Genomic DNA, 12,139 nt, shown 5'->3' with positions numbered 1-12,139 from the left:
GGAGACTCACCATGGCCCACACGTACAAATTGATTAACGGCGACGAGAGCCAGACCACTGAGTTGCCCCTGGTCGAAGGGACCCGGGGCACGCCGGCCGTCGATGTGCGCGCACTCAACCAGAAACAGGGCGTATTCACCTACGACCCGGCGTTCACCGCCACGTGTTCCTGCGATTCCGACATCACCTTCATCGACGGCGAGAACGGCAAGCTCATGTACCGCGGCTACTCGGTAGAGGATCTGGCCGAAAAGTCGAGCTATCTGGAAGTCTGCTATCTGCTGCTCAACGGCGAGCTGCCGACCGCGGATCAAATGGCGGCGTTCCGCGACTCCATCACCCATCACACGATGCTCAACGAGTCGCTGGTCAAGTTCTACGACGGCTTTCACTACGACGCCCATCCGATGGCCATACTCACCGGCATCACGGGTTCGCTGTCGGCGTTCTACCACGACACCACCGACATCCGCGATCCGGAGCACCGGGAGATCTTCGCGCATCGCATGATCGCCAAGATGCCGACCATCGCGGCCGCGGCCTACAAGCACTCCATCGGCCAACCCAAGATCGGCCCGAAGAATCATCTCGACTATGCCTCGAACCTGCTGCGCATGATGTTCGCCGTGCCGGCCGAGGAGTACGAAGTCGATCCGGTCGCCGCCAAGGCGCTGGACATCCTGTTCATCCTGCACGCCGATCACGAGCAGAATGCCTCGACCTCGACCGTACGCATGGCCGGCTCCACCGGGGCCAACCCCTATGCCGCCATCTCGACCGGCATCGCCGCACTCTGGGGCCCGGCCCACGGCGGCGCCAACGAGGCGGTGCTGAACATGCTCGCCGAGATCGGCGACGCCTCCCAGGTCTCCAGGTATCTCGACAAGGCCAAGGACAAGGACGACCCATTCAAGCTGATGGGCTTCGGCCACCGCGTGTACAAGAACTTCGACCCGCGCGCCAAGGTCATCCGCAGCTACTGCCATGAAGTGCTCGAGCACTACAACATGCAGAACAACAAGCTGTTCGAGCTGGCGCTTGAGTTGGAGCGGGTGGCGCTGGAAGACGATTACTTCGTCGAGCGCAAGCTGTATCCGAACGTGGATTTCTACTCCGGCATCATCTATCAGGCGCTGGGCATTCCGATCAATATGTTCACGCCGATGTTCGCCATCGCGCGCACGGTCGGCTGGGCCGCGCACTGGTCCGAGATGATGGCCGATCCGAACATGCGCATCGCACGTCCGCGTCAGGTCTATACCGGCTACGACCTGCGTGACTACGTCGATATCGACAACCGCTGATCCGCGCCACCGCGAGCGCATCGTCAGCGGCGCCCACGGCCGCCGCTGACGTGAGCGAGACACCGGGCTCGCCGACCACGGCGCGGCGACTGGCGTTGTGCAGTGAATGCGACTGGGTGGTTCGACTGCCGGCGCGCCGGCCCGGGCAGCGTGCCCACTGCCCACGCTGCCATCATCACCTGACCGGTACCGCGCGGCGCGATGCCCAGGCGCCGATGGCCTGCGCCATCGGCGCGCTTATCATGCTCGGCCTGGTGTTCGCGTTTCCGTTCCTCGCGTTTTCCACCCACGGCGTGGGCCACGTCATGAGCTTCGCCGATACGGCCGGGGCGTTGATCGGCGACCATTACGGCGTGCTCGCGCTTGTGTTGCTGGCAACCACGGTGGCGTTCCCCGGCCTGTATCTCGCCGCCCTGGTCTATCTCTGCCTTGGCGCCGGCCATCAACGACTGCCGGGCGCGATACCGCTGGCCCGCCTGTTGCGACCGATCGAGCCCTGGATGATGTCCGACGTATTCATCGTCGGCGTGCTGGTCAGCCTGGTCAAGATCGTATCCCTGGCCGATATCCATATCCGGGCGTCGTTCATCGCCTTTTGCATCTATTCGCTGCTGTTGCTGCGCACGGTGACACTCATTGACTGGACCGCACTCTGGGATGCGATCGCGCCAGCCCCCGAACCAGGCATGACGGCGCATGCCGGCGCCAGCGGCCGGAGCCAGTCGCTGATCGCCTGCGGCGCCTGCGGCACGCCGTTCGTGGCTCACCGGCGCCACCGCTGCCCGCGCTGCGGCAAGCGTCATCATGTGTTCCGGGTCGATCGCATCCAGCTCACCTGGGCGCTGCTGGTTACCGCCGCGCTGCTGTATATCCCGGCCAATATCTATCCGGTGCTGTCCACGGTGACCCTCGGCAATGCCCAGCCGCAGACGATCGCGGCCGGCGTCCTGCACCTGGCCGAATCCGGCGACTGGCCGATCGCGGCGGTGATCTTCGTGGCCAGCATCGTGGTGCCGGTCTCCAAGATCGTGGCCCTGGCCTGGCTCTGCATCGCCGCCCGGGGCCGGCCCGCCGCGTCGCTGGCGCGCACGCGCGCCTACCGCATCACGGAAAAAATCGGCCGCTGGTCGATGATTGACGTGTTCGTGGTCGCCGTGCTGGCGACCCTGGTTCAGGCCGGGGCGCTGATGTCGATCGAACCCGGGCCCGGCGCGATCGCCTTCGCTGGCGTGGTCATCCTCACCATGATCGCAGCACTCACCTTCGATACCCGTTTACTCTGGCCCGAGCGGGCCCCTGGCAATGCTTCATGAGCGATAACCCGCCCGACGATACCGCCGAAATCACCACGCCGCGCCGATGGCGTGTTTCCCCGGTCTGGCTGATCCCGCTCGCCGCGGCGCTGATCGGGGGCTGGCTGCTGTACGATAGCTGGGCCTCCCGCGGCCCGGTGATCACGCTGGATATGGATACGGCCGAGGGCATTGAGGCCGGGAGCACGCAGCTCAAGGTGCGCAGCGTGCAGGTTGGCCATGTCACGGGCGTGGCGCTGACCGACGACGGCCAGGGCGCGCAGGTCACCGTGCAGATGAATCCCGACACCGGCAAACTGCTCGGCGAGGGGGCGACATTCTGGGTGGTCAAGCCGCGCGTCGGCCCACAGGGGATTTCCGGCCTGAACACCATCCTGTCGGGCGCCTACCTGCAGCTACGCCCCGCCAAGCAACGCAGCGACAAGCGTCACTTCAACGTTCAGGACAGCCCGCCACCGATGCCCAGCAACAAGCCGGGGGTGACGGTGCAACTGATCAATTCCGGCGACAATACGTTGTCGGTGGGCGATCCAATCGTCTACCAGGGGCAGAATGTCGGCCGGATCGAGGACAGCCAATTCTCGGTCGCCAAGCGCCAGACCCGCTACACCGTGTTCATCAGCAAGCCCTATTCCCAGCTGATCACCCACGCCACACAGTTCTGGCTGCGCTCCGGCGTGGATCTGCATCTGGGTTCCGACGGCGTCGATGTCCAGCTGGGCTCGCTGCAGAGCGTGCTGGCCGGCGGCATTACCTTCGGCCAGCCGGCGGACGTGGACAGCGGCCAGTCCGCCAGCAATGGCGAACGCTTCAAACTCTACGCGACCCACAATGCCGCGACCCAGGATCGCTACAAACGCCAGCTCAGATATGTGGTACTGCTCGACGACTCGGTACGCGGGCTGAATGCCGGCGCGGCGGTCGAGTATCGCGGGCTGCGCGTGGGCACGGTGGAGAAGGTCCCCTTCTATCCGCCGGATTTCAAACCCTCGAGTTTTTCGGGTTTCAAGATTCCGGTACTGATCGCCATCGAGCCGCAACGCCCGAGCCTGGCCTGGGCCCACATGAGCGATAAGCAGTGGCACGAGCGCAATCGGCAGTTCTTTAAACACGGGCTCCGGGCAACGGTCAAATCCTCGAATCTGTTGACCGGCGCGATGTTCGTCGACCTAACCTTCGATCAACATGCCAAGGACTACGACCCGAAGAAGGTCGGCCCGTATCCGGTATTCCCCAGCGAGCCAAGCCAGATCACGAGCATCCAGCAGCAGCTGTCGAATCTCATGGACAAGCTCAACAAACTGGACATCGGCCCGATCGTCGACCAGGTCAAGCATGCCGCACGCACGACCAACGAGACACTGGAACAACTGCGTCAGGCCACTCACCGCATCAATGCGTTGCTGGCCGAGCCGGGCACGCAGAAGCTGCCGGGCCAGCTCAGCGATACATTGCAACAGTTGCAGCGCACACTCGACAACTTCCAGCAGGGCGCGCCGGCCTATCAGCAGCTCAACCAGACCATCGACCGCCTGAACCAGGTACTCGACAATGCCGCGCCGCTGGCACGCACGCTGCGTGACCATCCCAATTCGCTGATCTTCGGCCGTCCCGACGGCAAGGACCCGGTCCCGAGGGCCCACCCATGATGCTTTTCCGTGCCTCGCTACGGCGCCTCTTCACAGCCGCGACACTGGGCGTGTCGCTTGTCGCGCTCGCCGGCTGCGCAACGACGCAGCGTTCGCCGTCGCTGTTCGTACTGGACGCCGGCGCCAGCGCGCCGGACACCACGCCACAGCCCGGCGCACCGACCCTGATGATCGCGCCGGTCACGACCGCGTCTTATCTCGACCAGGGCGGCATCGTCTATCAGACCGGGCCGCACAAGGTCGTCATCGCCAACGACAACCGCTGGGCCTCGTCGCTTTCCGGGCAACTCACCGACGACCTCTACGCCACGCTGGAACAACGCCTTCCCGGCGTGAACGTCGTGCGCACCAGCAGCAACCAGCAGGGGCGTTATCAGCTGCAGACGCGCGTGGACCAGTTTCTCGGCCATTATGACGGCAAGGCGCACATCGCCGGACGCTGGACGCTGGTCGGGCCGAAAGGCCATACCCTCGACGGACACGCCTTCGAAAAAACCGTACCGCTATCCGGCGATGGCTATCCGGCGCTGGTCAACAGCCTGTCCCGCGGCTGGCAGGACATAGCACGCGGCATGGTGCCGGCACTGACGGATAAGCTCGCGTCGGCGCCACGACCCTGAGCCCGGCATGATGGCATGAGCCGGTGCCACGATACCGGCATAAACAAGGCTCTTCGCGTATTTGCGGGATCGAGGCGAGCCGGATGCTGGGCTCGATAGTTATTAACCCGGCACAAAAATAGATGATTTTTCGGGTTGATAGCGCGCGTATGCGACCGCATGCTCGCCGCGGCCATCGGCCGCTAAGCCTTTGAAAATAAAAAATGGACAGGCGCCGGCTTTTATTTTTGAAGGCGTTGAAAACAGCTGATGAAGTCAGCTGTTTTGATGCCGGATTAATAGATGGGCCGCGATGCAACGGTTTACGGAATACGCCAGGCTCTCATGCACCGTGTCGGTATTTCCGTCCCGTTGTGCGGCGACGGCGAGGCGTGGTGCCGGGTGCTTTTCTCTTGGTTACTTGTGTTGAGCAAGCAAGAGAAGTGACTCGCGCTGCAGCGCGAAACCGGAGGTCGGCGAAGACGCCCGCGGCGGGGCTTTCCGAGCGCCTGTTCGGCGTTGCCAGCCAGTGCACTGCTGACTCATATCCACACCCGCTGGAACGCTCGGGACCCGCAGGGCACAATGGCCCTCCGTAATCCGCGAAGAACCAAAAAAAGCGGGCCGCAGCCCGCTTTTTTGACCCAGCCTGCGTCAGCGCTTCATCGAGTCGAAGAACTCGGCGTTGGTCTTGGTCTGCTTCATGCGATCGATGAGCAGCTCCATGGCCGCCAGGTCGTCCATGCCATGCAGGAGCTTGCGCAGCACCCACATGCGCTGCAACTCGTCCTGCGGGACCATCTTCTCTTCGCGGCGCGTGCCGGACCGATTGACGTGAATGGCCGGGTAGATCCGCTTCTCGGCGATACGCCGATCCAGATGGATCTCCATGTTGCCGGTGCCCTTGAACTCCTCGTAGATGACTTCGTCCATCTTGGAGCCGGTCTCGATCAGAGCGGTGGCCATGATGGTCAGGCTGCCGCCCTCTTCCACGTTACGCGCGGCACCGAAGAAGCGCTTGGGCTTCTGCAGCGCGTTGGCGTCCACACCACCCGTGAGCACCTTGCCGGACGACGGTGCCACCGTGTTGTAGGCCCGGGCCAGACGGGTGATGGAGTCGAGCAGGATCACGACATCCTTCTTGTGCTCGACCAGACGCTTGGCCTTCTCGATCACCATGTCGGCGACCTGGACATGGCGGGAGGCCGGCTCGTCGAAGGTCGACGACACCACTTCGCCGCGCACGCCGCGCTCCATCTCGGTCACTTCCTCGGGCCGCTCGTCGATCAGCAGCACGATGAGATGACAGTCCGGATGATTATGCGCGATCGACTGGGCGATGTTCTGCATCATCATCGTCTTGCCGGCCTTGGGCGGCGAGACGATCAGGCCGCGCTGGCCCTTGCCGAAGGGCGCGACCAGGTCGATGGTGCGCGCGGTGATGTCTTCGGTCGAACCGTTGCCGAGTTCCATGTGCAGCCGTTCGGTCGGGAACAGCGGCGTCAGGTTCTCGAACAGCACCTTGCCCTTGGATTTCTCGGGCGGGTCCTCGTTGATGTCATCGACCTTGAGCAGCGCGAAGTAGCGCTCCGATTCCTTCGGCGGCCGAATACGCCCTCGGATGTTGTCGCCCGTACGCAACGAAAAGCGCCGGATCTGGCTGGGCGAGACATAGATATCGTCCGGGCCGGCCATGTAGGACGACTCGTTCGAGCGCAGAAAGCCGAAGCCATCGGACAGGATCTCGAGTACGCCGTCGCCGTAGATGCGCTCACCGGACCTGGCATGCGCCTTGAGCATGGCGAAGATGAGGTCCTGCTTGCGCAGCCGCGAGATATTGTCCAGGTCCATGTCCTGGGCCATCTCCATCAACTCGGCGGCCGTCTTGCGCTTGAGTTCGGTCAGATTGAGAATCGGTCCATCCCCGGCGACACCGGCGTAGGCTTCGAATTCCGCCTCGTCGATGTCCTCGTTGGGTGGATTGTTCGGCCCCTTGTTACCGCCGGACCGACCGCGATTCCCGCTACTGCTCTTCTTGTTATTGTTATTATTATTGTTGTTACCAGAGCCGCCGCCATTGCTGTTCTTGCGGCGCCGGCCTCGACGGTTGTTGTTGCCGCCGCCGTTGCCGTTGCCGCCGGGACCACCATTGTTGTTATTCGAAGGGGTGGAATCCTTGGACTGGCGTTCTTCAACAGTTTCTTCGGACACGGTTATATACGCTCGTTCGGGATATGTCGTCGCCGGGTCGGGCAACGATTCAAGGATGGATGTTCGATGCGTGCCGCCAATCGCCCTCGGCGGCACGCGGGTCGAATCAGACTAGATATGCTGATCGACGAATTCGGCAAGCTGGCTCTTGGACACAGCGCCGACCTTGGTGCCGGCCACTTCGCCGTCCTTGAACAGCATCAGGGTCGGAATACCGCGAATGCCATAGCGCGGCGGGGTGTCGGGGTTTTCGTCGACGTTAAGCTTGGCGATCGTCAGCTTGCCTTCGTACTGATCGGCGAGCTCGTCGAGCACCGGGGCGATCTGCTTGCACGGACCGCACCACTCGGCCCAGTAATCGACCAGGACAGGGCCCTTGGCCGACAGCACGTCGTTTTCGAAGCTGTCGTCACTGACTTTGACGATATTTTCACTCATGGAGCGTCCTCACATCCGAGCAGGACAAATATGGAATCGGGTTGATCGGCTTTCGATCCGTCGAAGGAGCAAAGCCTCAAACACCTAACTAAGGGCGCGGGAAAAGTTTGCAAGCCTGCGAAGGAAGTCCTGCGACCCGGTCGTCACGGCCACAAACTGTTATAGTGCGGGTTGCACAAAACAAGCGCCGGAAAGCGAGTTGATGCAACTCGAGCATGCAACGGTTCGCTGCATGCATAATCTTCGCTTGTATTGGAGCTAATCTCAAGCATTTTTTCAACCCTTTTCCCGGGGCCTGTTCATGTTTCGTACGAGATCCGCGCCGCGGGCGCCGATCCTGCCCGGCGTGGCGCGGGCGGCCGAGCATGGTCGCACCGCGCGCGATGCCGGTCCCGCGGCGTTGTGGCACCGCTTGTTTGCAAGCGGACACGACGACGCCGGACAACGCCGATACACCCGCAATGCATCGTTGCGCGGCGCCTGTGCGGGCCAACTACACTGTGTCCGCAGCATCAGGGCCTGCCGTTTCACCGACGTGGATGCGGGCGCGAACGGAACTTCCAACAGCCCTTAAACCGCCGACCCCGGCGCGACGAGAATTCAATGAGCGATACCGAAACAGTCGACGACGCCACCCCGCGCAAGCTGGTCACCGAGACCCGCCTCGACGCACTCGGCCTGCATGACAGCATTGTATCGGGTCTGAACACGCGCGGCTTTACCCATGCCACCCCGATCCAGGCCGAGACCCTGCCGCTGGCGCTCGCCGGCGTCGACATTGCCGGCCAGGCGCATACCGGCACCGGCAAGACCGCCGCTTTCCTGCTGGCGACCCTCGACCGGCTGATCCGGCAGGCGCCGGAACCCAGCGAGCAGGCCCCCTCCGGCGCGGCACAGCCCCGAGCCCTGATTCTGGCGCCGACGCGCGAGCTGGCCGACCAGATCTATCAGGATGCGTTGCCGCTGGCCGCCGACACAGGCCTCAAATGCGTGGTCTGTTATGGCGGAACGGGCTATGACACCCAGCGCGAGGCGATCGCGGCGGGCGTGGATATCCTGATCGGCACGCCGGGCCGTCTGATCGACTATTACAAGCAGAAGATCTACACGCTCAAGGCGATCGAAGTCGCCGTGCTGGACGAGGCCGATCGCATGTTCGACCTCGGCTTCATCGACGATATCCGCTACATGTTACGCAAGATGCCGCCCCCCGGGCGGCGCCAGAACCTGCTGTTCTCGGCCACCCTGTCGCATCGCGTCCTCGAGCTCGCCTACGAGCACATGAACGATCCGAAGCTGGTGCGCACCGATACCGAAACAGTCAATATCGGGGCCATCGAGCAGAAGCTCTATCACGTCTCCAAGGACGACAAGCTCGCACTGCTGATCGGCATCCTGCGGCGCATCGGCGACGGGCGGACGCTGATCTTCATCAATACCAAGCGCATGGCCGAGCGCATTCAGGACACGCTGATCGCCAATGGCTTCAACGCGGCGACCCTGTCCGGCGACGTGGCACAGAACAAGCGGCTGCGCCTGCTGGAGGAATTCAAGACCGGCCAGCTCCCGATCATGGTCGCCACCGACGTCGCGGCCCGCGGCCTGCACATCCCGGATGTGTCGCATGTGATCAACTTCGACCTGCCGCAGGACGCCCAGGACTACGTCCATCGCATCGGCCGTACGGCACGGGCCGGCAACACCGGGCAGGCCATCTCCTTCGCCTGCGAGGAGTACGTCTACTCGCTGCCCGATATCGAGGCCTACATCGAGCACAAGATCGATGCCGAGATGCCGACCGAGGACGCGTTCGTGCGCGATTACACCCGCGCGCCGCAGCGCAAGCGCAAGCCGCGCGGCGGCGGCAACAACCGGCGGCGCGGCGGTAACGGCAATCGGCGATCCCCGGGCGGCCGCTGATTGTCCGCATACAGCTTGTGCCCGATCGCAAGGCCGGTATGATGCGATGTTTTACTGCGAACGTAACTGCCTAGGCCATGGAGATCACCCGCGAACTGCTTGACGCCGTCTGTCGCATCGCCGTCGAGGCCGGCGCCAGGACGTTGCCGATCTACCGCAGCGATTTCGACGTCATCACCAAGGACGACGACAGCCCGCTGACCCAGGCCGATCTCGCCGCACACCGCGTGATCGCGGCCGAATTGTCGGCCCTGACGCCGGACACGCCCCAGCTGTCCGAGGAAGGCGCCGACATCGACTACGACACGCGCTCGGAATGGCGCGAGTACTGGCTGGTCGATCCGCTGGACGGCACCAAGGAGTTCGTCAATCGCAACGACCAGTTCACCATCAATATCGCGCTGATCCAGGACGGCCGGCCGGTATTGGGCGCGGTGTATGCGCCGGCCCTCGATACGCTGTGGTTCGGCGCGAACGGCCTCGGCGCGTTCCGGCGCGAGGGCGACGGCGCAATCCAGCCTATCCGGGTCAGCCCGGCCCGCATGGAGAAACCGCGCATCCTGGTGTCGCGCTCGCATCGCTCGGACGCCATCGAACGCCTGCTGGCCGACATGGACGACTACGAACCCGTGAGCATGGGCTCATCGCTGAAATTCTGCGTCATCGCGGAGGGCGCGGCCGATTTCTATCCGCGGCTCGGCCCCACCAGCGAATGGGATACCGCAGCCGGCCACGCCGTGCTCAAGGCCGCCGGCGGCCAGGTCACCGATGCCCGCGGCCGGCCATTGCGCTACAACGAAACCGACAGCCTGCTCAACGACTGGTTCATCGCCTACGGCGACGCGAGCCACAACTGGCTCGCCTACGTTCCCAAATAGGGCCGCGCGGTACGAAATCCGACCATCATCAGGTTTCGATTGACGGGTCCTGGGCGATCAGCAGGCTGCAGTCGAGCCGGTCGAGCAACGAGGCCCCGACCGAGCCCTGCCACCAGCGTGCGAGCACCCCGCGCCGCTGATGCCCCACGATCACCAGATCCACGGCGAGCTCACTCGCCAGTTTCGCGATCTGATGGGCAGGCTCGCCCACCCGCACATAACCCTGGGCGTCGATCCCCTTGGCCTTGAGCATCTCCACCCCCTCGGCCAGGATATTCTCCACCCGCTCACGCTCGGACTCGTACATGCTTTCGGTATAAAAGCCCTCGGCGGCGGCCACCGCGCCCGTCAACGGCACCACGGCCAGCAGATGTGTCCGGACCTCGCCCGCCCCGAGCAGCGGCAGCGACCGACGCAAGGCGATCCGTCCCTGTTCGCTGCCGTCATAGGCCAGAAGAATGGTATCGAAGTTCTGCATAAGGCCCCCCGGCGAACCATCAAGTCTGTAACTGTTTGATACCACGCTCCGGCCCCTCTCGTCATTTACCCGTTGTGTTTACCCCGAGTTGGGCCGGCTGGCGGCAGCCGTCGTTTCGATCCGGGACCGAACGGCAACGGATTGCGCCGTGCCATCGATGGAGCCGATCTGCCGGGCCTCCGATCCCGCGAGCATCACCCGCGCCGACTCGCCACCCGCCGAGCGGTGCGGGCATGACACCGATGGGGCCCGATGGCGACAGTCGTTTTATCGCGCCGGCTTCGGTACCGATCGTTGTCTGGATCATCTATAGTCAAACTGCCCGTAGACGAATTCGCTGCATGGGCCCCGGTCCTGTTTCGAAGATGTTCGAAGCCCGGAAGACATCGACGAAAACCGCCGACTGACCCGGAAACCGCTCGGTTACCCGTCGGTTGCCGTCAACAACAGGCCGTGTTGCCGCCACTCATCGTCACCCCCCCTCGACCTCTGCATTGCCCCCCTGGAGATCAGACCCCATGACAGGCGCATTACGCATCCGGCCACTGCTGACGGCCACCCATCGTTACGAAAAGACCGTATCCACGCGTGGACGCGGACGCGGGATCTACATCGATGCCCCCATCCTGGCTTATCTGATCGAAACGCCGAACGGCCGCATCCTGTTCGATGTCGGCTGTGACTATCACAAGATCGCGACGCCGGAACTGCGCGCGCGTTATCTGGAACCGATGCGGCCGACCTTCGAAGTGCCCGAGATGTCGCAGACCCAGCGCATCCCCGAGTATCTTCGCCGCCTCGATCTGACGGTAGCCGATATCGATCTGGTTTTCCTCAGCCATCTGCACTTCGACCATGCCGGCGGGCTGTGCGATGTGCCCGGCTGCGAGGTACATATTCATCACGAGGAAGTCGCGGCGGCGGACACCGGCGAGGTCAGCGGTATCTTCGCCGATGAAATCGCCGATCGCGACAACTGGCATATCCAGCCGACGGAATACTCGCCGGCCCCCGGCATCCAGGCCATCGAGACGCCGGGCCATACCGCTGGCCACATGTCCTTGTTCATCGAACTGCCCAAGGGGCCGCCGGTCATCCTGTGCGGGGACGCCGCGGATCTGATGGAAAACCTGGACGACGAGATCGCGCCCGGCTCCTGCTGGCAGGATCGCGAAACCCAGGCCGTCGACAGCATCCGACGGCTCAAGCGGCTGGCAACCCGCGAGGGCGCCGATCTCTGGCCCAATCACGACTTCGATTTCTATCGCACGCTGCCGCCCTTTCCGGGCTTCCGTGAATAATCCGGTCGACTGGCACCGGAATCTCGAGCTGCGAACCCCGTACGCCAA

General features: G+C 63.5%; 10 protein-coding genes. 7 read left to right on the top strand and 3 right to left on the bottom strand.

The genetic code is table 11. From position 1 onward, the window contains the following. The first annotated feature begins 11 nt into the window (after positions 1 to 11). Genes ACS8YF_RS09710 through ACS8YF_RS09695 form a run of 4 tightly spaced genes read left to right on the top strand, consistent with a single transcriptional unit; the run spans position 12 to position 4,886 of the window. Positions 12 to 1,304 (top strand): citrate synthase, encoded by a 1,293-nt coding sequence (locus ACS8YF_RS09710; RefSeq protein ID WP_440850020.1) that lies wholly within the window; start codon positions 12 to 14, stop codon positions 1,302 to 1,304. A gap of 50 nt (positions 1,305 to 1,354) precedes the next feature. After that, a complete protein-coding gene (locus ACS8YF_RS09705; protein ID WP_440850019.1) occupies positions 1,355 to 2,617 on the top strand; it encodes a PqiA/YebS family transporter subunit in 1,263 nt (420 codons plus the stop codon). Continuing rightward, positions 2,614 to 4,266, top strand: a complete 1,653-nt coding sequence (gene pqiB, locus ACS8YF_RS09700) for an intermembrane transport protein PqiB (protein ID WP_440850018.1) — start codon at positions 2,614 to 2,616, stop codon at positions 4,264 to 4,266. Before ACS8YF_RS09705 ends, pqiB begins: the two co-directional genes overlap by 4 nt. Continuing rightward, positions 4,263 to 4,886 carry a PqiC family protein gene (locus ACS8YF_RS09695; protein WP_440850017.1) on the top strand — a complete coding sequence of 208 codons (624 nt, stop codon included), beginning with the start codon at positions 4,263 to 4,265 and terminating at the stop codon, positions 4,884 to 4,886. Before pqiB ends, ACS8YF_RS09695 begins: the two co-directional genes overlap by 4 nt. Positions 4,887 to 5,519: 633 nt before the next feature. Here the strand turns inward: ACS8YF_RS09695 and rho are convergent. Both rho and trxA read right to left on the bottom strand, forming a co-directional pair. Beyond that, positions 5,520 to 6,734 (bottom strand): transcription termination factor Rho, encoded by a 1,215-nt coding sequence (gene rho, locus ACS8YF_RS09690; RefSeq protein WP_440850040.1) that lies wholly within the window; start codon positions 6,732 to 6,734, stop codon positions 5,520 to 5,522. A 453-nt stretch (positions 6,735 to 7,187) separates the two neighbouring features. Then, the gene (gene trxA / locus ACS8YF_RS09685; protein WP_109992352.1) at positions 7,188 to 7,514 is read right to left on the bottom strand and encodes a thioredoxin TrxA; all 327 of its coding nucleotides are present in this window, start codon (positions 7,512 to 7,514) and stop codon (positions 7,188 to 7,190) included. Between the two features lie 603 nt (positions 7,515 to 8,117). Here trxA and ACS8YF_RS09680 point away from each other — a divergent pair. Both ACS8YF_RS09680 and cysQ read left to right on the top strand, forming a co-directional pair. Then, positions 8,118 to 9,434 carry a DEAD/DEAH box helicase gene (locus ACS8YF_RS09680; RefSeq protein ID WP_440850016.1) on the top strand — a complete coding sequence of 439 codons (1,317 nt, stop codon included), beginning with the start codon at positions 8,118 to 8,120 and terminating at the stop codon, positions 9,432 to 9,434. A 77-nt stretch (positions 9,435 to 9,511) separates the two neighbouring features. Continuing rightward, entirely contained in the window at positions 9,512 to 10,312 is an 801-nt protein-coding gene (gene cysQ, locus ACS8YF_RS09675) for a 3'(2'),5'-bisphosphate nucleotidase CysQ (RefSeq protein WP_440850015.1), read from the top strand. A 28-nt stretch (positions 10,313 to 10,340) separates the two neighbouring features. On the opposite strand, the gene ACS8YF_RS09670 is transcribed toward cysQ, so the two are convergent. Further along, positions 10,341 to 10,790 (bottom strand): universal stress protein, encoded by a 450-nt coding sequence (locus ACS8YF_RS09670; RefSeq protein WP_440850014.1) that lies wholly within the window; start codon positions 10,788 to 10,790, stop codon positions 10,341 to 10,343. A gap of 518 nt (positions 10,791 to 11,308) precedes the next feature. On the opposite strand from ACS8YF_RS09670, the gene ACS8YF_RS09665 reads away from it, so the two are divergent. Continuing rightward, a complete protein-coding gene (locus tag ACS8YF_RS09665; RefSeq protein ID WP_440850013.1) occupies positions 11,309 to 12,091 on the top strand; it encodes an N-acyl homoserine lactonase family protein in 783 nt (260 codons plus the stop codon). Positions 12,092 to 12,139 lie beyond the last annotated feature (48 nt).

The organism is Salinisphaera sp. SWV1 (genome assembly GCF_052044155.1).
Classification (GTDB): Bacteria; Pseudomonadota; Gammaproteobacteria; order Nevskiales; family Salinisphaeraceae; genus Salinisphaera.
Note: the sequence above shows the minus strand (reverse complement) of the source record. Positions and strands in the feature narration are given on the sequence as shown.